General features: G+C 60.2%; 18 protein-coding genes. 7 read left to right on the top strand and 11 right to left on the bottom strand.

The genetic code is table 11. From position 1 onward, the window contains the following. Positions 1-3 precede the first annotated feature (3 nt). From AB4Y36_RS19050 to AB4Y36_RS19020, 7 genes are all read left to right on the top strand, one after another. Positions 4-2,307: a condensation domain-containing protein gene (locus AB4Y36_RS19050; RefSeq protein WP_368683811.1), complete on the top strand. Its 2,304-nt coding sequence runs from the start codon at positions 4-6 to the stop codon at positions 2,305-2,307. A 31-nt stretch (positions 2,308-2,338) separates the two neighbouring features. Then, a complete protein-coding gene (locus AB4Y36_RS19045) occupies positions 2,339-3,484 on the top strand; it encodes an SGNH/GDSL hydrolase family protein (RefSeq protein WP_368683810.1) in 1,146 nt (381 codons plus the stop codon). Positions 3,485-3,599: 115 nt separating this feature from the next. After that, positions 3,600-4,586 (top strand): cupin-like domain-containing protein, encoded by a 987-nt coding sequence (locus tag AB4Y36_RS19040; RefSeq protein ID WP_368683809.1) that lies wholly within the window; start codon positions 3,600-3,602, stop codon positions 4,584-4,586. A 59-nt stretch (positions 4,587-4,645) separates the two neighbouring features. Next, on the top strand, positions 4,646-5,728 hold the full coding sequence (locus AB4Y36_RS19035) for a glycosyltransferase family 2 protein (RefSeq protein ID WP_368683808.1): 1,083 nt from the start codon (positions 4,646-4,648) through the stop codon (positions 5,726-5,728). Then, positions 5,721-6,179, top strand: a complete 459-nt coding sequence (locus AB4Y36_RS19030) for a GtrA family protein (protein WP_368603914.1) — start codon at positions 5,721-5,723, stop codon at positions 6,177-6,179. Before AB4Y36_RS19035 ends, AB4Y36_RS19030 begins: the two co-directional genes overlap by 8 nt. A 422-nt stretch (positions 6,180-6,601) precedes the next feature. Next, positions 6,602-8,599: a hypothetical protein gene (locus AB4Y36_RS19025; RefSeq protein WP_368683807.1), complete on the top strand. Its 1,998-nt coding sequence runs from the start codon at positions 6,602-6,604 to the stop codon at positions 8,597-8,599. Then, positions 8,496-9,371: a transcriptional regulator gene (locus AB4Y36_RS19020; protein ID WP_368683853.1), complete on the top strand. Its 876-nt coding sequence runs from the start codon at positions 8,496-8,498 to the stop codon at positions 9,369-9,371. Before AB4Y36_RS19025 ends, AB4Y36_RS19020 begins: the two co-directional genes overlap by 104 nt. Positions 9,372-9,447: 76 nt before the next feature. Here the strand turns inward: AB4Y36_RS19020 and AB4Y36_RS19015 are convergent, their stop codons facing one another. From AB4Y36_RS19015 to AB4Y36_RS18965, 11 genes are all read right to left on the bottom strand, one after another. After that, positions 9,448-10,524, bottom strand: coding sequence for a glycosyltransferase (locus AB4Y36_RS19015; protein WP_368603917.1), 1,077 nt, complete (start codon positions 10,522-10,524; stop codon positions 9,448-9,450). A gap of 35 nt (positions 10,525-10,559) precedes the next feature. After that, positions 10,560-11,666, bottom strand: coding sequence for a glycosyltransferase family 4 protein (locus AB4Y36_RS19010; protein WP_368683806.1), 1,107 nt, complete (start codon positions 11,664-11,666; stop codon positions 10,560-10,562). 237 nt (positions 11,667-11,903) lie between these two features. After that, entirely contained in the window at positions 11,904-12,998 is a 1,095-nt protein-coding gene (locus AB4Y36_RS19005; RefSeq protein ID WP_368683805.1) for an acyltransferase family protein, read from the bottom strand. 7 nt (positions 12,999-13,005) lie between these two features. Then, on the bottom strand, positions 13,006-13,944 hold the full coding sequence (locus AB4Y36_RS19000; protein ID WP_368683804.1) for a glycosyltransferase family 2 protein: 939 nt from the start codon (positions 13,942-13,944) through the stop codon (positions 13,006-13,008). 142 nt (positions 13,945-14,086) lie between these two features. Continuing rightward, a complete protein-coding gene (locus AB4Y36_RS18995; RefSeq protein ID WP_368683803.1) occupies positions 14,087-15,385 on the bottom strand; it encodes an oligosaccharide flippase family protein in 1,299 nt (432 codons plus the stop codon). Next, positions 15,378-16,778 carry a hypothetical protein gene (locus AB4Y36_RS18990; RefSeq protein ID WP_368683802.1) on the bottom strand — a complete coding sequence of 467 codons (1,401 nt, stop codon included), beginning with the start codon at positions 16,776-16,778 and terminating at the stop codon, positions 15,378-15,380. Before AB4Y36_RS18990 ends, AB4Y36_RS18995 begins: the two co-directional genes overlap by 8 nt. A 63-nt stretch (positions 16,779-16,841) precedes the next feature. Next, on the bottom strand, positions 16,842-18,059 hold the full coding sequence (locus AB4Y36_RS18985; protein WP_368683801.1) for a glycosyltransferase family 4 protein: 1,218 nt from the start codon (positions 18,057-18,059) through the stop codon (positions 16,842-16,844). Beyond that, complete coding sequence (locus AB4Y36_RS18980; RefSeq protein ID WP_368603976.1) at positions 18,047-19,150, bottom strand: glycosyltransferase family 4 protein; 1,104 nt, start codon at positions 19,148-19,150, stop codon at positions 18,047-18,049. The genes AB4Y36_RS18985 and AB4Y36_RS18980 overlap by 13 nt, the downstream gene beginning before the upstream one ends. A gap of 387 nt (positions 19,151-19,537) precedes the next feature. After that, positions 19,538-21,736: a GNVR domain-containing protein gene (locus AB4Y36_RS18975; RefSeq protein ID WP_368616834.1), complete on the bottom strand. Its 2,199-nt coding sequence runs from the start codon at positions 21,734-21,736 to the stop codon at positions 19,538-19,540. Between the two features lie 112 nt (positions 21,737-21,848). Beyond that, positions 21,849-22,943, bottom strand: a complete 1,095-nt coding sequence (locus AB4Y36_RS18970) for a polysaccharide biosynthesis/export family protein (protein WP_342947752.1) — start codon at positions 22,941-22,943, stop codon at positions 21,849-21,851. Positions 22,944-23,220: 277 nt separating this feature from the next. Beyond that, positions 23,221-24,327, bottom strand: a complete 1,107-nt coding sequence (locus AB4Y36_RS18965) for a sugar transferase (protein ID WP_368683800.1) — start codon at positions 24,325-24,327, stop codon at positions 23,221-23,223. Positions 24,328-24,555 lie beyond the last annotated feature (228 nt).

The following is a 24,555-nucleotide window of genomic DNA, read 5'->3' as shown; positions in this document are numbered from 1 at the left end:
GCGATGAACTCGATAGCCTTGAATATCGCACCTGTGCAGGAGGTCGAGGCGGGCCACGCCCTGTTCCCCGCGACCGCCTGCCAGGTACGTTACTGGCACGAGCAGAAGGCGTCGCCTAAGGCCTCCGCGCTCAACATCGCCTTCCGGCTGCAATTGTCGGGCCCGCTTACTGCCGCGAGCATCGAACAGGTGCTCAGCGAACTGGTCGCGCGGCACGAGATCTTGCGCACCGGCTTCCTGATGACGGGCGCGGGGCTGCGCCAGCAGGTCTGGAGCCGCGCCCCCTTCCGGCTCGCGGTGGTGGATCTCGGCGGTCTGGACGAACAAGCGGCGCTGGCCGAGGCGCAGCGTGTGGGTCAAGAGCAGGCACGCACGCCTTTCGACGTGTCGTCGGCGTCCTTCTTCCGCGCCGTGTGGTTGCCGAGGTCGAGGACGCAAGGCGAGTTGCAGCTGACCTTCCATTCGCTGGTGATGGACGGCTGGTCCTTCGCGATCCTCGTGCGCGAACTCGTGGAAGGACTCGCGGCGTTGCACGCGGGCCATGATCCCGAGTACGCGGACGTCGAGCTGCACCATGGCGATTACGCGCTATGGAAGGGTGAGTTCCTGGCTAGTGCGGCGATCGATCGCGCTCGCGTCCATTGGCGCCAGGAGCTTAAAGGGTTCAGCCGCTTCGACGTAAAGGGCGACCGCCCCCGGCCGCCGCAGCGGCGCTTCCAGGGCGTCATTCGCTCGATTCTGTTGCCGGGCGACTTGAGCGAGCGTCTGATCACGGCAGCCAAGGCGCAAGGCGTGACGCTCTTCAGCGTGGCGGCCGCGGGCCTTGCGATGTCGCTGCAAAAGACGACTGGGCAGCCCAAAGTCGCCATGGGCACGCAGATGTCGGTGCGCGATCAGCAGGAACTCGAAGGTGTAATCGGGCCGCTCATCAACACGGTGATCCTGCGCCTCGATGTGACCCAGGGCAGCACGCTTGCCGATATCACCGCACAGTGTGGCGCCAAGCTCAGCGACGCTATCGAGCATCTGCACGTGCCGTTCGAAGAGATGATGGAGATGGCCGGCGAAGTGTCGGATATGAACCGGCCGCCGCTATGCTCGGTCAACTTCGCTTTGCAGCAAAGCTTCGTCGGCATGGGCGATGAGGTCCGACGCCAGGATTTCGCCGCGACGACTTCGCCCTCCTTCAACGCGGGCGCGCTCTACGACCTCAACTTCTTCATGGTGCGGCGCCCGGAAGGCTGGCGCATCTCCTGTGAGGGCGACACCGACCTCTACGACATCGAGACGATCGACCGGCATCTGGCCCAATGGCGCGAGGTGCTGGAAACCGCCGAAGTCATGCCGCAGCGAGCGCCCGCGCCCGCCGCCGGAAACGACACGGCGCAAGTCGCGGGGGGCGTGGGCGTGAGCGGCTTTATGAGCCGTGCGGAGCTGGAGGCGAAAGCGCACAACGTCGTGCGCTTCAACGAGGAGGGTTCGCAAACGCCCGTCATCGTGCTCAACAACATCGCGGTCCTGTATGAACTGGCCAAACAGGTCGGCGACGTGCGGCCCATCGTCGACGTTCCCATGGTGCCGAAGACGCCTCAGCCCAACTTCCCGTTGCGCGCTTTCGAGGATCTCGCCGCGGACGCCGTGCGACTCATCAGACTGATCCAGCCAAGCGGCCCTTATATTCTCATGGGCTATTGTGTGCTGGGCGCGATGGCGCTGGAGGCGGCTCACCAGTTGCGCCGCGAAGGCGAAACGGTGGAACTCGTCGTCCTCACCGACTCCTGGTGCCCGGGGTATCGGGAATCGATGCCCTGGTACGATCGCCTTTTGCGCAAAGTCCAGGTGCGCATGGACGACATCCCGCGCGACTACCGCCTGGCGAAGCGTGGCGAGATCTCCATGATTGCGTTCCTCCAGCAGTTTCGGACCGTTCGCTGGCTTCGTCTGACGCAGCTTGCGGTGAAGTTCGGTCTCCTGAAGAACGACAGCGCGAACAACATGATCGACGACAATCTCTGGTATGGCCGCAATATCGGCTATCTGCGCGAGCAGCAGGTACGGTATCGTCCGAAGCCCTACGACGGCAATGTCCAGATCTTCCGCAGCGGTCAGGTGCTCAAGGGCCGCCTGTTTGCGCACGACATGGGCTGGGGTGAAGTGATCAGCGGCAAACTGGTCGTCACCGAGGTTCCTGGCATGCACAACCAGATGTTCCGCGCGGCCGGCGCGGCGGTGATGGGCAAGCAACTGCTCGACCGCTTTGCCGAAACCGCGCACGACGAACAGGAAAACGCCCTCGAAGGGTCATGATCTCGGTGCGCCACGATAGGGTAAATGGCCTATGTCCCGTTCGCGTAGGGTGTTGCTGATCGCGCTGTTCGGCGTACTGTCCGTCACCGGCCTTTTTGTCAGGTTAGCCGTTCCCGGCCTGTTTCGCCGTGTGCCGGTCACCGTCGCCAGCGCGTCGGAATCGCCATCTGGAAGGGTGCGATTAGCCGTGCTTGGTGACTCCAATAGCCAGTCCTACCACGACACGGTCATGTTGAGCGATCCGCACGCGCGAGGAGGCCAGTGGCGCGCGACCACGTGGCAGTGGACCGAGGTGCTCGCGCAGTTGCGGGGAGACCAGATCGACCAGGGCAAATGGGGCGTTTGGGGAACCGGCAAGTATCGGGCCATTGCCAGCGAAGCTTTGGGTGCGCTCGCCCGCACGCCTCCCAAAGAGGACTACCGTTATAACTTTGCGGTTAGCGGCGCGACCTGCAGCCAGTTGATGGGGCAATCGCAGCGCCAGGCGATCCGACTCGTCGATTTGATGGACATGGAACCCCTAGCGTGGCGAGGCGGCGTCGTACTGATCCAGATTGGCGACAACGATCTCAGCAGCCACGAGCTTTTTGACGAGCTGTCCCGCGATCCCGATGCAGTGCGCCCCGCGAGCGCAATCAATGCCTGCATCAAGTCCATTGGCGAAGCCGTCGCGCTAATCCAAAAATATCATCCGGATACCTATGTCGTGCTTGTGACCGGGGGCAGCGACGCCGATTGGCCTGGCGAGTTCAACAGCTGGCAATCCGCCAGGGAGATCGCCAATATCGATGCCGGCATTGATCGTTTCAACAATGGCATGCGCGCGCTCGCCTCAGCGAACCGCCATGTCCATGTTCTCGACGCTGGCTTGTGGTTCAGAAGCCTGTGGGGCGATCGAGATGATCATGGCCGCCCGAATTACAAGACCGTGCATCTGGGGCCTGGCTGGGCAATCACCAATACCACTGGCGACGATCCGCACAACACCTACCTTTCAGACACTCATGCCGGCGTCGTCTGGAATACCCTTTGGGCACAGTACCTTGTCACTTCACTGAACGCCGCTTTCGGGCTGCATATCAAACCGATCACGGACGCCGAGGTCGTCGATTTTCTCCGGCCAAGCTTCAGAGCCGCCGACACACCTTCGGCGACCAGGCAGGAAGCTGTCAACTAGACCGCTCATCGCGGGTAAACGCCCTAAATCGCCCTGGATGTTCGTCAACGCACATCTGGCCCACGGGCGCGATAGTAGCCTGCAAGCAATACCCTCTAACCTGCAAAGGTGTGCCATGTCTGTGACTAGCCATAGTGCGGCGTTGGACGATGCATCACCCCAACTCGCCTCAGACGGAAAAATCCTGCACGCCTGCAACAAGGAATTCAAAAGCAACTTCAATCTGCATCCGTTCAAATTCAATCACCTGTTGCATGAAAGCGGCTTGTTCGAGATCCCAAGGATCGAGGAGGTCGCCCTGCGGATGCTTGAAAAGAATGGCAACGTCCGCGCGATCAACTTCAAGAATAGTTCGCTGGAAGCCAGATTCAGCGCCATGCCCCACAGCACGCGGCTGAAAGAAGCGTTTGCGAGCGTTCACGAAAACGACTCCTGGATCAAGCTCACTCAGGCACACCTTTACGACGCAGACTACGCCCAGGTCCTTGACACGATTACAGCCGAGCTCGAGGCGTTGTCCGATTACCCGCTGCGCAGCGACATCACCCTGGTGACGATGACGTTGCTGGTCTCGTCGCCGAATATCTCGACGCCCTTCCACATCGATCACGAAACCAACTTCCTCTTCCAGTTGCAGGGCTCGAAAGACGTATGCCTCTTCCCGGCTACCGATCGCGAGCTGGTTCCGGACCAGGAAGTCGAACGCTACTACGCGGGCAACTTCGAGGCCGCGCGTTATCGTCGTCAACTGCAGAGTCGCGGCACGATCTTCCGGCTCAACCCGGGCGAAGTGGTGCATCACCCTCCATTGGCGCCGCATTGGGTCAAGAACGACGACAACATTTCAGTGAGTATCAGCATCAACTACTGCATGAAGTCGCTCGAGCGACGCGCGCGGGTTTACCAGGCTAACTACGTTCTGCGCATGATGGGGCTGAAGCCGTTGCCACCCGGTGTTTCGCCATTGCGCGACAGCTTGAAACGAAAAGTCATCTCGACGCTCGAACATCGCCATCCCAAAACATTTGCGGAAGTCGTTCACTCGCCGGTAACCCGATTGAAGTCCCCGCTGAACGCGGTTCGGCGCCTGGTCAAACGCTGAACGACTGCGATGAAATCGTTACGCCAGTCGGACAACCGCGGCATCTGCGCGAGGTAATCATGGACTATATCGGCCGCCCTCACTTTCTGGCTCGGGAGCCGCTCCTGAGGGAAGCGTCAACCTCGCCGGCAGGCGCGCGCGAGACGACGGCGCGGTCCAACCCAGCGCTTGCGGAAGTTCCCTCGGTTAGTGAGCCCTGCCTGTTGTCGCTCGTCGTGCCGTTCTATAACGAGGAGGAGATGATCGGCGCGTTCTTCAGCACGGTCATTCCTGTACTTGAATCGATCGACGGAACCGGGTTTGAAATCGTCTGCGTGAATGACGGCAGCCGCGATGACACGCTGGGCATGCTGATTCGCGTGTCGAAGCAAGACAGCCGCATCCGTGTCATCGACCTGACGCGCAACTTCGGCAAGGAGGCCGCACTTTCGGCAGGACTCGACGAAGCACGCGGCGCCATTGTGATTCCTTTCGACGCGGATTTGCAGGACCCGCCAGAAATCATTCCGCTATTGGTCGAGAAATGGCGCGAAGGCCACGATGTCGTCGTTGCCAAACGTGTGAGCCGGCTCACGGATTCCTTCCTCAAGCGCCAGACCGCGGCAATCTTTTATCGCATACACAACGCGATGTGCGACACGAAGATCCCGGAGAACGTGGGTGACTTCCGTTTGATCACGAGGGAGGTCGTGGACGCCCTCAAACAACTGCCCGAGACGCGGCGGTTCATGAAGGGGCTGTTTGCCTGGGTCGGCTACCGGACCGCAGTCGTCGAGTATGTGCGTGAGCCTCGCCTCGCCGGCCGATCGAAGTTTTCGGGTTGGAAACTGTGGAACTTCGCGCTGGAGGGCTTCACGAGTTTCAGCACGCTGCCGCTTCGCGTATGGACTTACGTCGGCAGCTTCGTGGCATGTATCGCGATACTGTATGCATCGTTTCTCATTGTGCGAACCTTGATTCAAGGGGTCGCCGTACCTGGCTACGCGTCATTGATCTCGGCCGTGCTCCTGCTCGGCGGGGTTCAGTTGATCGGTATAGGCGTACTTGGCGAATACATCGGCCGCATCTACTACGAATCGAAAAATCGGCCGGTTTACCTGATCCGCCACCGCTATCAATCTGCGGGCACGAGCGATGCCTGATCTGCGCGCGGCAAGAAGGTTTGTGGTCTATGCGGGCGTCGGTGCGATCGGCACCGTCGCACAGTATGCGATTTTGATTGCGATGGTCCACTCCGGTCTTGCCTCCCCGGCGGTCAGTTCCATGGCCGGGGCGACCGTCGGCGCGATCGTCAACTACAGCCTCAACCGCCAGATCACGTTCCGAAGCAAGAGCAATCCCCTGTCGACCGCACCGAAGTTCGCCATCATCGCCTTGCTCGGCGTATTGATGAACGGTGTGTGCATGAAGTTCTTCGTCACCAGCCTTGGTTTGAACTATCTCATTGCGCAGCTGGTCACGACTGCCCTCGTTCTCGGCTTGACTTATCTGCTCAACTCGGCGTGGACGTTCAACGAAAAGGCGCGCTTTTCCGGAGCGGCCTCCAATGCGTCGAATCAGGTCCCGACGGCAGGCGATGCACCGCCGTCCTGAACGCCACTCCCCTTTCGGCGAACCTGGGAATTGTCTGTGCGCACGCACACGCCGATGAATCTGCCTCGCTCGATCGAAAGCCCGCGTTGCCCAACGCACAGAGAGGTTCGATTCGACCGGCTAAATTCATCGCGTGACTTGCCTGCACGACCGTAAGCGAGACGCCCTGCTGTCATGTGACGGCCGGGACGACATCGAGCGACGAACGGGCGTGTAGAAACACGCCATCCATTCCGAGGATTCGCCACATTGTGCTGGATCGCTCCGGACCGTACCGGCGTTTGCGTCCGACAAGGCGAACAGCGGCCCGTGCTCACACCTCGACTGATATTGGGCGTTAATAGCTCATTTTGCTGATTGGGCCACTGGGCGGTTAACTCCCTTATCTACTGATCTTCTAGCTGCAAGCGTGGAGGTGCTACATGACAATAAAGTGGTCACGGGGGAATGTGCATTTGATCCTGTCCTGGATCGTCGTCGGCATACTCGGTATCGTCGAAGGCCTCTACGGTCGGACGCAATATTATGGCGACTGGATTTCCTATCTCAATGTCAGCTGGGCCGTCACGCACCTCGACTGGCGCGAAATTTTCAACCCCTTCTGGAATCCCGGCTATCCCGCATTGGTTGCCGGCGCCCGGGCACTGGCCGCGCCCACGCCGGACGGCGAGTGGTATGCCATTACGGCAGTCAACTGGGTAATCTATCTCGTTGCCTATGCCGCCTGGCGCGGACTGATCCGGAGTGCGCTCGCGCTGTATTGGCCTGGTTCGCTTGCGCTGGGCAAGCACCCTTTCACCGTCTGGATTGGGGTTTGCGTTTTTCTTGGCGCCTGTCTCGCGCTCGATTCCGTTTCAGCCGCGTGTCCAGACTTGCTTGTGACCACCGGCTTCCTCCTGGCTTCCGGCCTGCTTCTCTCCCTGATTCGTCGCAAAGACCTTTTGACCGCAACTTTGCTCGGTCTGGTCCTTGGTCTCGGTGTTTGGGTGAAAGGGGTATTCACTCCATTTGCCTGTCTCTTCATGTTGACGCTTTTCATCTATTGCTGCATGAGGGGCGGCTTGTGGAAGTCATTCGGTGCGGTTGCGGGAACCTTCGGTGTTCTCTTTGCCGTCTACATCGCCGGGATTTCCTGGTCCTATGGGGAATTTACGCTTGGCGCCTCGGGCGCCTTGAATGTCCCCTGGCACGTAAACGAGCTTCCTCACCTGACCAATTGGCAAGGCGGACCGGCGCAGTTCGGTCGGCCAATCCACCCGACCAGTCAACTTGTGGCGGGCTTGCCGGTGTTCGGCTTCGGTACGCCTTTCCACACGACGTACCCACCCTATAACGACGTCGCATATTGGTACAAAGGCTTCAAGACGTTCTTCAGTTTGAAGATGCAATTGATAGCGATGGGCCGGTCTCTGTGGAGCTTGCAGCAGATACTCAAGCAACACCCAACGGTGCTTTCGCTCGCCGCGGCGCTCTTGTTTATCGTTGCCAGGCGGTCATGGCGAGCATCGCTCCTCAAGACAATAACCCGCGTTTGGCCATTGCTGCTGCCAACCGTCGGAGGCTTCGCCACCTATTTTATTGTCCACGTTGAAGATCGTTATCTCAGTGCGTTCGTTATGGTTATCGCGCTCCTGACATGGGCGCCATTGCTCGACGCAACCCTGCAATCGCGCCGCCTGCTCGCGACAGCGCTCGTCATCATCTATGGTGCAGGCGCTCTCGGTGAGCTTGCGATGACCGATGGGCCTTCGTTCGTGGCGGCGGTTAATCGATCGGACTTTCACGACGACCCGAAATGGCGGATTGCTGACGCGCTCACTGCCTCAGGGTTGCAGCCGGGGGATCCAGTTGCCGTGATCCGGGATAGCTATCCCACTGTCAGGGTCAGCTGGGCCTATGTCTCACGCTTGCGCATCGTCGCCGAGTTCGGCGGTCTCCCGTACCGTATCGAGCCGCAGGATCGTAACCGCCTTGATCGCAAAGACGAAGTCCTCTGGCCGAATTTTAGTGAAACATTCTGGACGAAGCTTACGGCGCAACAGCGTGAAGAGATCATGCAAGCGTTCCATCAAACCGGAGCGCGAGCGGTCGTGTCCCTCGCAATGCCGAATATTCAGCCCGGTCCTGGCTGGGTAGCCCTAAAGGGAACGCCCGCGTGGCTTTACAAGTTCGACGATGTGGTCAATAAATCCACGATCGCAAGTAATTCGTTATCCGACGTCTCGACGGTGCCTAGGGGTATTGCTTACCCCCCATTTGACCAAGAGGAGCGATCACATGGAGACTACTGCGGTTCCCCCCGCTCTCGAAGCGGAATTGCCGGACAAATGGATCGACGCGGATTCCTCGGTGTTTCGGGAGAATTTCGAGCGGAAGAGCTTCGACGTCTCCCACCACCTGGCGTCTCATCCGCTCTTTGAGCTTCCTCAATTGCTGGAATTGGCGGAGCGAACCCTGAAAACACGTCCAGATGACCTCTACTTCGACATGGGTGATGTCGCGCCCGGTCAGAAATGGAAAGATACGAATCGTGCGTTCTCGCCGCTCAACGCTTTAAAGCAGCTGGAAGACTCCAACGCCTGGTTCATTTTCAGAGGCCCGCAACAAGACCCGGCCTACGCCGAGCTGTACAGGCATGCGATGGCGGAGATCAAGGGTATGGCTGGCGGTGACATCGAATCGCAGATCAAGCGCGAAGACCTCATCATTTTCGTGACGTCACCGAAGCGTGTGACGGCGTATCACATCGATCGGGAATGCAATTTCATTCTTCAAATCCACGGTCAAAAGGATTTGTACGTCTTTGATCGGGAAGACCGGCAGGTGCTTCCGGAAGAAGAACTCGAGCGATTCTGGACGATCGACCACAACGCGCCGAACTATCGACCCGAGTTGCAGGACAGGGCGAAGACGTACAGACTGGCACCCGGAAACGGCGTTCACGTTCCTGTCAACTGCCCCCATTGGTTGAAGAACGGCGACAATATCTCGGTGACCTTGAGCGTGAACTTTCAGTTTCTCAACACGCTGCGCGCGGATGTCTATCGGGCCAACTATTACCTGCGCAAGCTTGGTCTCAACCCCACGCCGCCTGGACGAAGCGGCGTGCGGGATCGCGCCAAGGCTGCGGCTTTCTCGGCGATGAATACCGCCCGCCGCGTTGCGAAGTCGCCCCTGCAAGGAAGCGACTAGTCTTACGTCGCCCTGGCCCGCCACGGCGGGCCTTGTTGTTGTACGCACATGCTGCCCGCGGACCCGACCCAGCGAATCACCCGACCTTTTCAACCAGTGCTCGCCAGCTAGCGAGTATCGGTTCGCGCGCAAAAAGCGCGAGATGCGCACGCGCCTCCGAAATCCGCCGATCACGCTCTTCGTCCGGCATTTCGGCTAGCGACCGCATACCATACGCGATGGATTCTCGAGCAAGCGGATCGGCGCACAGCATCGCGCCGCCGCCAACTTCCGTCAAAATGCTCCCGCGGGAAACGAGGCATGGCAGGTCGTGCTCTATCGCCTCGATCACCGGCATTCCGAATCCTTCCAGCAGACTCATCAGAACGAAGCCGGATGCGTTGCGATAAAGCCAGCGAAGCTCTTCGTCTTTCGTATAACCTGGCATCACCACACCCGGTGATTGCCTGGCGAGTTCAATCGCGACGTCGGCGCCAGACTCGCGCCCTCCGACAAGGACATACTGCCACCCTTTCTCCACAAGCCCGCTTGCCGAGAACGCCTCGATAGAGCGGGCCTGGTTCTTCCGATCGCCGATACTGCCCACCGTCAGCAGAAAACGACGCGAAACGCCTTCCACCGGACGACCTTCTCCTTTCTTGACTCCCAAACGGGTTGGAATATAGATGACGTTCGACGAGGCAAAGTCATTGCCGTACAGCGCGTGAAATTCCCGCTGCGACGTCTTGCTGACGAAAACCATATGGGGCTTCGTTCGCCGGATCTCGTCATAAGCCCGAACGTACAGTTCGTTGACACCCGGCGCGAAATATTCTGGATGGGTGATCGGACCCACATCGTGGCAGAGCACGATGTCGCGTGCTTCCAGGCGATGGCGCACGACGCTCAGCGGATCGAGATGCAGCGTAGGGCGTGGATCGCGAATAACCGGCAAAAGTGAAACCAGCCGCGACCTGTTCACTCGCGCAATGGTTTCCTTCTGGGTCAAGCGGCCCGCAATCCGGCGCATCAGATCACTATGGGGAAATTCGTGAAATCGGCCGTAGTGGACCCTCGTCACCCTGGCGCCGAGCGTTGAAATGATGTCCTTCCCCAAAAAGAGCTTGCCGGTTCGATCATTGAGCGCCAATGAGAAGTCGACATCAATAGACATTACGTGCCCCCCAACATCGCTTTTCTATAAGGAATTCAGCCGCTCACGGCCTTCACGGTCTCGAACATGCTGCGCGCTGCCTGTCTCCAGGTGAAGCCACCAGCCTGCCGGCGTCCGGCGGATATCAGTGACTGCCGCACGGACTCATCGTTGAGTATCGCCAAAATATTCATTCGCCAGGCGTCCGCGTCGAACGGATCGGCATAAAGCACCGCTTTGCCACAAACTTCCGGAAGCGCGCCAAACGGTGCGGCGATGACCGGGCAACCCAGCGCCATTGCCTCCAGCGGCGGCAGACCAAACCCTTCTGTAAGTGAGGGAAAGGCAAGTGCGCCGGCGTGGGTCATCAGCCCAACGAGCTCGGCATCGCTAATGCGGCCGGTAAATCGCACGTTGGGAGGCACGACATGCCCGAGACCTTCGAAGTCGGCCTGCGTCGCATTGCCGAACAGTACCAGTTCGACGTCGCTCAGCTGTGCGCTTGCGAAGGCCTTGAGCAAAATGCCGACGTTCTTGTGTTTCTGGGTGTTCGCGAGCGCGAGCACGTAGCGCCGCGGTTTCAGGCTCAACGCCGCGAGTTGTCGCGCGTCCGGCTGGACCTGCAGAACATGGTCGCAGCCGTTATGTACAACGACAATCTTGTCGGCGTTGGCAATGCCATAGCGCACAAGCTCGGCTTTTGAGAACTCGGATACGGTAAAGATGATCTTGTGACGTTTACCGATAAAAAAGTAGAGCGATTTGTACCAAAGCCGGAAAGGAAGCGAATAGGATTCTGGGGCCGAATACACCTGTGCGTCGTGGATCATCGTCGCCGAATCCCGATGAAGCAAAGGCCCGAGATTGCATAGATTAAGAATGAAATCCCTTCTGCGAGCCAGTGGAAGATAGCATTGCTCCCACGCGATCCGATGAATCCTGCGAACCCAGCGACTCTCGCGAACGCACGAAATGTTTCGGTAACGCGGAATCTCGACGCGGTCTCTGACGACGAGGGTGCAATCGACGCCGCTGCCAGCCTGCCCGGCAATCAGCGCATCGGTCGCGGCGACGAGTTGCTCGGCAACCTTGTGCACGCCCGTCGGCGCTGCCCCGAAGAACTTGCCATTGAACGCTATCGTCTTCGACGCGATCGTTTTCATAAACCCCTCCACGTTCAAGCGTCAGTGCTCTTCAGTCAATGGCCCGGCAATCGATCAGATGCCAACTCAAGCGGCAGCAACGTTAGCCCAGAGGTTTCGAGCAAGATTCGCGCTACGCGATTCCCGTCCTTCCGCAGGAAAGTGCCGCTTGCTTCGACAGGTATGCTATCGACGCACGCGGCGCAGCACTGCTGGATACCGCACGCAAACGCGTGCATAGCCAGCCTCCGCGCCGGCTCAAACGGGTGTATCGGCAGCCGTGGTGTCGAGAACCGGTTTAGGCGTCGATCGGCCAAATCGGGACACGAGCCACGCACGGATGGGCGTATCGATGAAACGCATGATGAGATAACTGGTCAGCAGGATCGCGGGCAAGAACACGGCGGCCTCCAGAATCGGATCCTTTCTGTGCATCAACTCCTGATAGACGCCGTTGAGCCAGACAAACGTGGGGTAGTGCAACGCGTACACGGGATACGACAGTTCACCAAGAACGAGCGCGACCGTCCGTACGGGCCCGGTGAGCGCAATCGAAGATCCGCCGAGGATCAGCAACGGCATCACAGCGGCAGCCCACAGCCACTGTACGAAAAAGGGGATCTGGCCATTCCACCCCATAATGACCATCGTTGCGACGCACGCTGGAAGAAATAGTGACTTCCAGATCTTCAACGAGAGCAGCCCGAATTTCATATGAGCGTGATAAAGCAGCACGCCCAGATAGTAGGCGCCGAATACACGTGGAAAGCCGGAAAGGAAAGTCTGCGGCGTATCGCCTCCCATACCGGATACCGCGGTAAGCGCGTAGCCCCCGATCGCCATGGTGAGCGCGAACTTTATTCCGTCGAATCGGCGTGTGAGCATCCAGAAGAGATTGACGACCAGCTCGAGGAACAGCGTGTATTCGGGGCCGTTGAGCGGAAACACCTGCGGCCCTCCAATTGCATGCGGAGCACCGAAGACCGGAATGCACGATAGACCAAAGAGCGTGGCGGCCGCGAGCCAGCCCGGAGAGATGTCGGAATCGCGAAGCAGAACATATTTCGCCGCCAGATACGATGCACTCAACAGCGTTCCGATCACGATCATCGGCATCAGCCGTATGAGTCTGATACGCGCGAAAAGCGCACCGCTCAGCCCTCTTTCGAAGCGGCCACGATACGCCACGCACAAGACGTAACCCGACAGGCCAAAGAAGAAGTCAACAGCAATACCGGCGTTGGGGGCCAACCATGGGATCCCCAGCCAGTGATTAAAGTGAAAGAGCAGGACCGATATGGCTGCGAGACCGCGCAGGCAATCAGGCACCGCCAAATGAGAATCTTTGTTCATCAGATTGCTAAAAGCTCTCGGGTCGCTCAGGCGTGAGCCTTCCGCGAAAGAAGTCCCACAATCCGATCAGATTCCCCATTAGACGTCCTCGCCGGTCGATCCATGGCTCCGGTGCAAAGCTTCGCACTATGTTGCTCGCGATATTGCGTATGACATGGTCGACCGCCGGGCGCAGAGGCATCGTTCTCTTTTTCACCAGATAGAACGGATTGATGACCTGCGAATAACCCAGTTTGCATCCGGATACCCTGCCGCGTTTGACTCCCATGTGCACGCCGAGCGCAGTATTGATACGCACGACGAAATAGCCTCGGTTCCAGATCTGACCTCCGAAATCACGATCCTCCTGCCAGCCATAGAGAACGAGGCGCTCATCAAAGCGCAGACCAGCGATGCTGCTGGCGCGGAATGCCATGTTGCACCCGTAGGGGCCACCGGTCGGCGCGACGATCAACCGTTGCGGAAGTTCGCCGATCCTGGCAACGATGGCCTGCCCTTCTTCGAAGGAATAACCCGGCCCATGAATGCCATCCGCGATGACGGTTCCGGTGACACAGGCAATGGATGGATCGCTATCCAGCGCCTTGAGGACTTCCGCAATCCACTCGCTGTGCATCAGAAAGTCATCGTCCAGAAAAATCACGACGTCGACGTCGTCCGGCACATGGTTCAACGCGTGATTGCGTTGCGTCGTCAGTCCAGGCCGCCCCTTCAGCACGATCATTCCAGGCTGGACTGACAGGTCGCCAACGTCCTCGTCCGAGACGCAGGAGACGATGATCAGATCGGGTTTGACCGTTTGCAAGTCGACGAAGGCAACGACGTCTTTGAGAATGTCTGCGCGACCACGAGTGGCGAAGATCAGGCAGATTCTCGGATCTTGGTCAGGTGAAGGCTGACTCATCGGCTCGGCCATCGTGACTTGTGAACTGAAGCTCGATTCCATCATTGACCTCATCGATCATTGCCTGCAGGAATGCGGGGGACGCGGCATCGACACGCGAGGCATCGCACTCCTGCCTGCCGCATGCACCCGCAGATCTCGCGCGTACACCACAACGCATGCGCAAAGCGATTCGCGGCGTTCGTCATTCGAGCCATCTTCCAAATCTCCCGGGCAAAGAGAAACCTTCGTTGATTCCGAGAATCTCGCGAAACAAGCCGGCTTTCCAGATTCCGAAAGTCAGCATGACCAGCAATGATCCTTCCGCGAGGATTCGCGCGTAGACCATACCTGTGGCCCCCCAGTGGCTGGCAAGGGGAATGGCCACCATCAGGTTCACCACCGCGCTGATCACACCGCTCCAGGCAAGCTGCCTTTCGAGTTTTCGGGGAATCAGGAAATAGATACCGAGTACCCGCGTGCAAACGGTAAGCGGCAGAATGAAGATCATGATATTCAGAACCGGGACGGCATGGCCGAGCTCCGGTCCAAATACCAGCGGTATGAGCCATTCAGAGAGAAGTCTCGTGAGGATCACTCCCGCCACCGCGCCGACAAAGAAGACGGCAAATGTTCGCCGGGCAAGCAGATTCGCTCGGTCCGGGTTACGGGTAACCAGATACATGACCTTCGGCGCCAGAATCTGGGCGGCGGGCGCCATGATGCTCAACGCGGCACCCACCAGGCGCTCGGAGAGACCAAAGGCACTCACTTCCGGGGCCGCGGCCAGCAGCGACAGAATGTAGGTGGAGGCATCCAGCACCAGGACCGCTGTTCCGCTGTAGATGAAGATCGTGGCCGACCGCTTGATCAGACCCACGGCCGCCCGCATGGGTGCAATGAAGCCCGTGTATTCTTTTCGAACAAGCCAATATGCCACCAGCGTCTGGATCATGCTGGAGGTAAAAATCACGGGAAACGCCCGGTCGACGTCAGCCGGTTTGCGAATGAAGGTAAAGATCAGTGCGAGCGAAAGCAGGAGCCCCATGACTTCGATCAGAACATTCGTGCGCGGGCGTCCCGTGCTGGTGAAATACCAGCCAATGTTAAAGGCGGACAGCAGCCCTCCGGCAACGACGAAAAACCCCGCAAGCGGCACATTGGCAATGATGTCCGACCTGCAAACCGCGATGCCTCCGACGATCGCACCGGGAACGGACAATAGCAGCCGGGCCGTGAATTGATCCCGAAAAATCGTATCGCGTTCGCTCGCGACCTCGGTGTGGACGATATCCCGCCCGCCGATGGTAGAAAATCCGAAGTTGACGAGCAGCCAGAGAGCACTGGAAAGCGACAGTCCGGCCAATACCACTCCGTAACCACTCGAGCCCAGCACTCTTCCGTAATAAGGAATGAGAACGAGCGGGTAGAGGTAGCGTATTGCGTACGAAAAATATACTGCCAGCAGTTCAAGCTTTGACAGCGACGAATGCACCTTATTCATGAGCCCCCCTGGCAACCCATCCGCCGCGCGCGGGCACACGTCGCGGCACACGCGGCGAGAGTGCGCCCGCTGCGGCCGCAAATAAATAAAAACACGTACCGAGTTCGAAGACGCTAAGCGAAGCGGAGGCGACGATCAACGTCGCGATCATGGCGTGACGCGCCGCATAGGCGATGGCCCGCTCCGCGAACGGGTAATGGCCAGGCACCGGCGTCAGCAGCGTCTTGCCAAGGAACGTCCCGTAACACACCACACCCACGACGCCAAGGCTTGCCACCAGCACCACCAGAAAGCTCGACGCACGAATGCTTCCCAGTCCAACGCCTATTCCGTACGTATCGAAGAAGTTGGTGATGCCCTGAGAATTCCAGCCCATTCGCTCGACACCGGAGTCACTACCTGCCTTGCTCAGGATCGCGGCATCGACGAAATCACTGAGCACTTTCACCACCCCCGGCAAAAAGACGATCACGTAGAGAACGCCCAACAGACCCGCGCATGCCGAAATAACACACAGCCGTTGCTTGCGTACCGGGGCGAAACGCGAGATCACCGCGGGCCGGCTAAAGAGCAGTACCAGCTGATACGCGCCTAAACCGACATAGGCGGTTCCCGAAGTCGACAGCAGCAGCAGGCTTCCTGTTGCAATCGAAAGCGGACCGGCCAGTTTCGGGCGATAGCCGACGAGCCAGAGATTCAGGCAAAAGACAAAGATCGGCAGCGTAAAAGCCGCAAAGCCAGACGTTTCACTGAACGTGCCGCTGATGCGAACCATCCCGGCCATTTCCTGGCCGGTCAAATCGGCGAACTGCGCCGTCTTGATAGCGGAGAGAACGTCGAGGCCCGCCGCGTGCGCAACGATATCGATCACGCCGGCAAGCGCGTCAAGCGAGGCGAGTAGAAAGATGGCGTTGGCGAGCGTCCGGTATACACCGCGATATTGCAGGAACGCGAACATGGAGCAATACACTATGACGTCGGCGATGCAATAGATCGTCTGAGACAGATTGCCGGAGACAGGGCCAAGCGGCTGCAATACGATGAACTGGCTGCTGCGGTCGACAGGGAACACGAGTGTCGCGCCGCTCAGCAAGCGTGGCAGCATGATGGCACCCGTAACGCCCCAGAGGCAGGTGCAGAACAGCCAGAAGCCGGGCTTGCCCTGCGAGACCGCGTCAGCGAGCCCCTTCCCGCCCACGAGATTGAACGCCCTGAGTGCGAAGAACGCGAGAAAGACTTGCGCCGGCAAAATGCCGATGCCGCCCAGGCCGAGCGCGAGCGTACATCCAAACAGGGAAAACGCCGCCATGCCGTAAATCGCGCCGCGATACGACACGTAGAGCGCCGCCAGTCCGGCGACGAACACGATGACTCCGAATATCGTCAGTTCCACTTGCCGAAACCCCTATGCATTCACGCAGCATTCGTGCGTGAACGCTCTCGTTATTGTGTCAACTCAGGCTGAATGCCAGCGCCGCACCACAGGCGGCGTGTCGGCGAGCACTTTGTCGGCATCCATCGCGCGTTCCACTACACTGAGAAACTCCTGCTTGAACCGCTCTTCCGTAAAGCGCATCGCATTACGACGGCAAACTTCCGCTTTGAGCGGCGGCTGCCGCTCAAAGCGCTCCACCGCATCGACAATTGATTCCACGCTTTGCTCGCTGAAGAAGAGCCCCGTGCCGCGTTCGGGGTCCGGCGAATCCACCACGATCTCCCGCGAGCCTCCACGACCCAAAGCGATGACCGGCGTGCCGCAGGCCTGTGCTTCGACAACTGAAATGCCGAAGTCTTCCTCGGCGGCGACGACGAACGCCCGCGCACGCTGCATGTAGTCGACCAGAGCCTCATCGGGCTGATAGCCGAGCAACGTCACATTGGGCGTGGCACACGCCTTCACACGCGCAAAGTCGGCGCCGTCACCGATCACCACGAGACGCCGCGATGGCATCCTGGCGAATGCCTCGACGATGAGCGGAATGCGCTTGTATGGCACCATGCGCGAGGCAATCAAATAGAAGTCTTCGTGCTGGTCACCCAATTCGAACCGCTCCACATCGACCGGCGGGTAGACCACCGTGGCCTCGCTGCCGTACGCTTTGCGAATGCGTCGCCCCACGAATGCAGAATTGGCGACGAACGCATCCACGCCATGCGCCGTACGCTGGTCCCAGATCCGCATGTAGTGAAGCAACGCGCGCACGATCCAGCTTTTCATACCGCGCTGCAGCCCGGCTTCGCACAGATATTGATGCTGCAGATCCCACGCATACCGGATCGGCGAGTGCACATAACTGACATGCACCTGGTTCGGACCGGTCAGAATGCCCTTGGCCACAGCATGGCTGGAGGAGATCACGAGATCGTAGGACGAGAGATCGAACTGCTCGATCGCCAGCGGCATGAGCGGGAGGTAAGTGCGAAACGATTTGCGCGCCCGCGGCAGATGCTGAATGAACGAAGTCGTTGCATGCCTGCCGCCCAGCACGCCCCGCTGCGACTCCGGGAAGAAGTCGACAACGCTGTATAGATCGGCCTGTGGAAAGAGCTGAAGAATCTGCTCCACGACCTTCTCCGACCCCGCGTAAGTGACAAGCCACTCATGCACGAGCGCGACGCGGCCGAAACGGCGAGTGTCCTTCGCGAGATTGGATGCAAGCGTCACATTAGCCACGGCGAGATCTCCTCGATCAACCTGGTCGCAGTCGCTCGCCAGGTGAGCTCCGCAGTCCGTGCGCGGCCCCGTTCGCGCAGATTCTCGCGTAACGCGGCATCGCGCGTGATTCGCTCGAGCAAGCTCGCCAGTTCCGCAGGATCGTCTGGCGAGGTGTAGAGCACGGCGTCGCTGCATGCTTCCTGGACAGCCGGCAGCCGCGAAGCAATGACCGGGCAGCCAAGCGCCAGCGCCTCGACCGGCGGCAACCCGAAGCCCTCGTAGCGTGACGGATACACGAAGCACGCCGCGCGCCGATAGAGCGCCGCGAGTTCGCTATCGCTTACATAGCCGAGATGCTTCACGAACGCAGGCAACGCATCCTGGCCCGTACCGTAGACTCGTGCGTCGCCCCCGCCTACCACGATGATGTCGAACTGCGCGTCACGAATGAGGCGCGCCGCCTCGGCCACGAGCTGAAAATTCTTGTGACGATTGAGGCTTCCCACCGCAAGCACGAATGGACGCTCGTCGCGCGTGACTGACGTTGGAGCCGCATCCTGTTGCACACGCAACATGTGCTCGCCGCTCTCCGACACAACGCCGATCTTGTCTACCGGAATCCGGTAAGCGTCACTTAGTTCACGCCGCGAGAATTCCGACACGGTAATGACACGCCGCGATATGCGGCCAAGACGCGGCGCCATCAGGCGATACCAGGCAACAAAGGACCGGCTGTAGCTGTCCGGCACGCGCGCGGGCGCCGCGTCGTGCAGCACCGTGATTTGACGGCGATACCACAGGGGCCCGGAGTTGCAGAGATTGAGCAGCAACCGGCCGCGTGCGGCTTGCGGCAGCGCGAGCTGTTCCCAACGCAGGCCACCGCCCTTTCCGCTCGCGCGCAACGCGACGTGCCGGAACGGATTCGGCATGGCGGCCAGCGCTTCGGGAACGATGATCTCGGTCCGCAATCCGGCGACGCGTGGATCGCGCAGCTCGATCAGCTGGTCGAGTGCGCGGATCGTCTCGAACGCAAAGCGATCGACACCCGTCGCGCGGCGACCCAGGAAGCGGCCGTTAATCATCAGATTGGGGGCAAGCACGTGATTCATCCCAAGGTAGAAGGCACGGCCGGATTCAACGGGCCGCGCCATGCAATTCGTATGTCTTGAAGTGTGGCCGGTCTTCGCACCGGCGAATGTTCGCCGTCGCTCATGTCACGCCAACTCACGCATCCGAAGCCGGTCCCGGAGAGTCGGTGGCGAATTGCGATGGAAAGTCGCCGCTAATGCGATTGACGGATACGGTCAAGTCACGGACGACTGAAGCGCGTGATGAGTTCGCGCCTCATGCGGGCGGACAATCACACTGCCGCCGGTGAAGCGGGCTGAAGCAGAGCGAATTCGCTCCAGCCCATCAGGCGCCGCTTGACTGGCAATTCGATGGACCGCGGCGTCATCGACGAAAAGATCGGGCGATTTTGCACACCTCGCAGTGCGCTACTCCGCCTTGGCGCTCCCCGTATCCTTGGCAAAGCCGTAGCTCGAATAGCCGTACGCGGCATATTCGTTGCCATAGCGCCCCGGACGCGATGTCATGTCATTGAAGATCACGCCGCGAATCGGCACGCCAACCTGTTCGAAGCGACGCACGGACTCGCGCAGATCGCTCACGCTCGTCGCGCCCTGGCGCGCGATCACGAACACGGTGCCCGCCAGTCTTCCGATGATCCCGGCGTCGGCCACCGGCAGAATCGGCGGCGCGTCGATCAGCACGAGTTCATACGTCGAATTGGCCCACGCCACGAAGTTCCGGAAAGCATCTTTTTGCAGCAGCTCGCTGGCATTGGTGACATAACCCCCGGTCGCAACGAAGTCGACGCCCGGCATCACGTCGCGATTCACCACGTGGTCGTAGCTCTGGCAGGGTTCAAAGATGTTGGTGACGCCCGGCATGCTCGGCACCGCCATATGCTGGTTCAGCGAGCCGCGCCGCAGATCCGCGTCGATCAGGAGCACACGCTTGCCCGACGCACCGAATACGGCGGCCAGATTGACCGAGACGAACGACTTGCCGACCATGGGTGTCGGCCCCGCCAGCAGCACGACACGATTGTCCGCGTCCTCCAGCGAATGCTCGAGCGCGGTGCGGAAGCTGCGCAGGCTCTCGACCGCCGGGTCGAAAACGGCCGTATGCGCGAGCACCGTGTTCGCACCCGGCGCGCCGTACGGCAAACGGCGCGCAAGCGAATGCTGAATGCGGCTGCGCGGTACGGCCGCGAAGACTGCCAGCCCGGTGCCCGCTTCGATCTCGTCCACGACGGAGACGCCGCGGTTGAGCCTCTGACGCAGCAGCACGAGCGCGGCGCCGGCAAACAAGCCGGTGAACACGGCCGCGACCACGATAATGGCGCGCTTCGGCCGAATCGGTCCTTCAGGCGGCACCGCGGCGTCGATCATGCGGACATTCGACACGCGGCCTGCCTTGATCAGACGCAGCTGCTCGCGGTTGTTCAAGAGATTCGTGTAGATGTTCGTATCGACGGTCACTTCCCGCTGCAGGCGCACGACCTCTTGCTCCACCGGCGGCAGGGCGCGAGTCTGGCCGGCCAGGTGTTCCAGCGACTTCTGCGCTTCGGCCAGTTGCCCATTGATGGCGACGAGAGCCGGGTTGTCGTCGGTGAAACGGGCCATCGCCTGCGCGCGTTGCTGCTGTAGATCGGCGATACGCTGCTGCGCCAGCGCCGAACTCTGCAACAGTGCCGAAGCTTCGGCATCCAGATTGACGGCGCCGTGCGCCGAGCGGAATGCGTTGAACTCGTCCTCGGCTTTCTCCAGCTGGGCCTTGAGCAGAGGCAACTGACGGTCGAGGAAGGCAATCTGCTTTTGCGCTTCTTCCTGCGTGCGCTGAGCGTTCTGCCGGATGTATTCGTTGCCGACCGCGTTGAGAATGTTGCTGGTGAGTACCGGGTCTTCGCCATCCAGCGCAACGCCGATGACATCGGATTCCTTGCCCTTTTCCGTAATGGCGATTGCCGTCTGCAGCCCCTGGATCGCGCTCAGTTCGGACAGGCGCATCACGTTGAAGACCGTGCCCGGCTGCCCGTCGATCCTGCCGACGACGAGGTCGATGGCGCCACCCACCGTCGGCGCGTGCAGCGCTTCTCCCACTTTCCCTTCGAGCGTGATGCCGCCCCCCTCGAGCGTGTAGGCTCCCTCGCCCCGGTAGGTCAAGACAAACGGTCTGCCTTGGAGGCGCGTCGGCACGTCGAATTGCGTGACCTCGATCGCCTCGTCGCCCCAGGCGTAACCGCCCCATCCCGACCAGTTGCCGAGGCTCAGATGTCGCGCCGCCCAGCGGCCCACCACGGGGAAATAGCGTGGGGTCGCCTTGATATAGAGCTTGGTCGCATCCACGGCGGACGACACTACCATCCGCGAACGCAATACCTCCATTTCCGCCGATGCCTGGGTCTTGACCGCGAACTGGGAGGAAAGATCGGCCAGCGCCGATTTTGCCCCGTTCGGGCTCTCCTCCACCTGAATGAGCATGTCCGATTGATAGACGGGGGACGCCAGTACCGCGTAGAGGGTGCCGATAAGCGTAAAGATCAGCGTAACGATCAGGATCGTCTTGCGGCCCGCGTAAAGGGTATCCAGCATATTGCCCATATGGCCGCCGTCGGGGGCGATCGGCATGATCGCCTCCGCAGGCCCTTCAAGAAGAGAGTCGCGGTTATTCATCTTGTGCCCCCGAAAGCGAACAGGTCGATCGACGCGGTTCGTGTGGTTTATATCGTTCATGTACGCATCAGTATCCAATCGCTCGGCTCGTCGCAGCGGCCTGGGTCGTCGGCAAAATCAGGCTGATGACACGGCTCCACTTCACGAGAGTAGACGTATCGACGAATACGACATCGTTGGGCTTGAGCTCGAACGAATCGGCCGTGGCCATTGCCGACGCGCTGCTCGCGTCGAGATGGAACACGGTCGGCTGGCTGGTATCGCGTCCACGCACGACATACACCTGCGAGGCGTCGCCCGACGACTGGTTGATCCCTCCCGCATTGCCAAGTGCCTCGTTCAGCGACATGCGTCCGTTATTGAACATCACGCCGCCAGGACGCTCGACCTCGCCGACCACGAAAACCTTGCTGTCCGTCTGCGCGAAGATCCGCACAAGGTCACCATCGTGTAGAACGATCCGGTCGGGATTGAACCCCTTGCGGATCATCGCCGGCATATCGATATCCACTGTGGTGTCTCCACGTGTCACGGACACATGCGAGCGGTCGGCATTGCTCGTGAAGCCGCCGGCCCGGTTGATCGCCTCGGGCAACGTCATCGGCCGGTCGTTGAGCACCTGCACGCCCGGCGTCTTGACCTCGCCGTCGAGATACACGCGCTTGCTGCGATAGGTTTCGATGCGCACGGTGATCTGCGGCTGGCGCACGTATTTCGCGAGCTTCTCCGCGAGGATGTCGCGCACACCCATTTCCGAAAGGCCCGCGACTTTCAGCGGGCCAATATAGGCATACTGAATAAAGCCGTTGTTATCGACGGTGTAGCCGGACGCAACCGAACTGGCGCCCGAAGGACCGTCGCCGCCGCCGCCGCCCGCGGGCAGGTTGAGTTCGGGGTGATCCCAGACGACGATGGTGAGAATATCGCCGGGGCCGATTTCATACGGCGTGGCTTTGGCGAACATCTGCTGCACGTCTGCCGGAATGCCCTTGGGCCGCGCCGCGGCCTCCTTGTCGACGAGGTCCCTCGTGATCTCGACGAGCGTACCGGTCGGTGCACCAGCGATTCCCTTGGCCGCCACGCTATCAGGCACCGCTGCGCCAGATGCCGCAACGGCACCCGGGTTCGCCGTGGAGCCCGCCGCTCCGGAAGTGTAGGTCATGCCCGGCGCCAGAGCACAGCCGCTCAGCGCCGTGAGCGCCAGGCAAACGGCACACGCAACCCCGCGGCGCAGCGCGCCCGCGAGTCCAACATCCCGCCCGACACGCGCGTGCGTACTCCCGATCCAGTTCATCGCATTCAGTCCCATCGCAACACCCCCAATCCGTTACATGCGTCCCGGGTCATGCCGTGTGAACCGGATACCTGATATGTCAACCGCGTCTCGTGCTAACACGTTTGCAGCCCGCTTTCACCCTCTTTTTCGGCTCGCTCGCAGCTCAATACGCGCCAGTTCCGCGAATCACGACAAAAAACGTCTTGAACAGAATCCCGATGTCCTTCCGGAAGGTCCAGTTCTCCACATAGGAAACGTCGAGCAGAACGCGCGTCGCGTAGTCGATATCGTTGCGTCCGCTCACCTGCCACAGACCCGTGATACCCGGCGTGGCCATCAGGTAGTACTTTCTCGCCTCGCCATAGCGCTCCAGCTCCTGGTCGATGATCGGGCGCGGGCCGACAAAACTCATCTGGCCGCGCAGGACGTTCCAGAGCTGCGGCAGTTCATCGAGGCTCGAGCGGCGCAGGAAGTGGCCGATCCGCGTTACGCGCACATCGTGCTTGAGCTTGAATTCACGCTCCCATTCCGCGCGGGCTTCGGGATCACGCTCGAGCAGATCCTTGAGCACCTGCTCCGAGTTCACCACCATCGACCGGAACTTGAGACAGCGAAATTTTTTGCCATGGCGGCCTACGCGCGTATGGCCGTAAAGCGCCGGACCGCCATCGCGCTTGACCAGCAGCGCGAGCACGGCGAGCAGCGGCGAGAGCAGCACGATCGCACTCACTGCCGCCACAATGTCAAAGACGCGTTTCAAGGCGTGCCCGATGACAGCGCTGCGAACCTTGTCGCGCGAACCGATTTCGTAAGCTTCCCCGCGCCACCATTCACGGGTCACTCGCAGCACGCTGAATTCCGAAAAGAACAGCGTGTGCGACAGCAACAGCGAAATACCCGTCGTCAGTGTCCAGTACATGAACCACGGCAACGCCAGCAGATGATCGTGATGAATCGCATAAAGCAGCACGAGTCCGCAAAGCTGCACCGCGAGCCAGGCGAACGCCGTGCGGCCCGCGACGCTGAAAAGCGACCGGCTGCCGCGCGTGCCATAGGTCCCGCAAGCGGGAAAGACCGAGAGCGCGAGTGCCGCGCAAAATGCCACCAGCGTGGGATCGGGGTGATGCACCTCAGCCACCTGTCCGGAATTCAGATTCAGGTGTACGGCGCAAATGGCGCCCAGCACGATCAGCACGACATCGACCGTACGTTGCAGCACGATGTCGACCGTACGTTGCGCAAACTCTGACCGTTGCGTTAACTCTGACATTTCCCTACCCCAGTGCGTGTCGTGTTCGTCAGACATTCATGGGCTGGCAGTCGTCCGCCATCGGCGAACGCACGGAAATCCCCGTCTCAGGCGATCCCTACGTCACGTGCCGCCTGCCCCGATAACCCACGACAACACATTACGGCGCGAGCGACGCAGGAACCGTGCGCAATCCCACCAACAGTTTCCAATCGCCGCTGCCTCATGATGCGAACCACGCTGGGGGCG

Origin of the sequence: Paraburkholderia sp. BR10936 (assembly GCF_040965735.1) — a bacterium.
Classification (GTDB): Bacteria; Pseudomonadota; Gammaproteobacteria; order Burkholderiales; family Burkholderiaceae; genus Paraburkholderia; species Paraburkholderia nodosa_A.
Note: the sequence above shows the minus strand (reverse complement) of the source record. Positions and strands in the feature narration are given on the sequence as shown.

Bases quoted from the DNA above. Each gene is read 5' to 3' on its own strand.
- AB4Y36_RS19030 (WP_368603914.1), top strand. From the start codon at position 5,721: ATGCCTGATCTGCGCGCGGCAAGAAGGTTTGTGGTCTATGCGGGCGTC.
- AB4Y36_RS19010 (WP_368683806.1), bottom strand. From the start codon at position 11,666: ATGAAAACGATCGCGTCGAAGACGATAGCGTTCAATGGCAAGTTCTTC.
- AB4Y36_RS18980 (WP_368603976.1), bottom strand. From the start codon at position 19,150: ATGAATCACGTGCTTGCCCCCAATCTGATGATTAACGGCCGCTTCCTG.
- AB4Y36_RS19050 (WP_368683811.1), top strand. From the start codon at position 4: ATGAACTCGATAGCCTTGAATATCGCACCTGTGCAGGAGGTCGAGGCG.
- AB4Y36_RS18965 (WP_368683800.1), bottom strand. From the start codon at position 24,327: ATGTCAGAGTTAACGCAACGGTCAGAGTTTGCGCAACGTACGGTCGAC.
- AB4Y36_RS18975 (WP_368616834.1), bottom strand. From the start codon at position 21,736: ATGCCGATCGCCCCCGACGGCGGCCATATGGGCAATATGCTGGATACC.
- AB4Y36_RS19005 (WP_368683805.1), bottom strand. From the start codon at position 12,998: ATGAACAAAGATTCTCATTTGGCGGTGCCTGATTGCCTGCGCGGTCTC.
- AB4Y36_RS18995 (WP_368683803.1), bottom strand. From the start codon at position 15,385: ATGAATAAGGTGCATTCGTCGCTGTCAAAGCTTGAACTGCTGGCAGTA.
- AB4Y36_RS19025 (WP_368683807.1), top strand. From the start codon at position 6,602: ATGACAATAAAGTGGTCACGGGGGAATGTGCATTTGATCCTGTCCTGG.
- AB4Y36_RS18970 (WP_342947752.1), bottom strand. From the start codon at position 22,943: ATGACCTACACTTCCGGAGCGGCGGGCTCCACGGCGAACCCGGGTGCC.
- AB4Y36_RS19035 (WP_368683808.1), top strand. From the start codon at position 4,646: ATGGACTATATCGGCCGCCCTCACTTTCTGGCTCGGGAGCCGCTCCTG.
- AB4Y36_RS19015 (WP_368603917.1), bottom strand. From the start codon at position 10,524: ATGTCTATTGATGTCGACTTCTCATTGGCGCTCAATGATCGAACCGGC.
- AB4Y36_RS19045 (WP_368683810.1), top strand. From the start codon at position 2,339: ATGTCCCGTTCGCGTAGGGTGTTGCTGATCGCGCTGTTCGGCGTACTG.
- AB4Y36_RS19000 (WP_368683804.1), bottom strand. From the start codon at position 13,944: ATGGAATCGAGCTTCAGTTCACAAGTCACGATGGCCGAGCCGATGAGT.
- AB4Y36_RS19040 (WP_368683809.1), top strand. From the start codon at position 3,600: ATGTCTGTGACTAGCCATAGTGCGGCGTTGGACGATGCATCACCCCAA.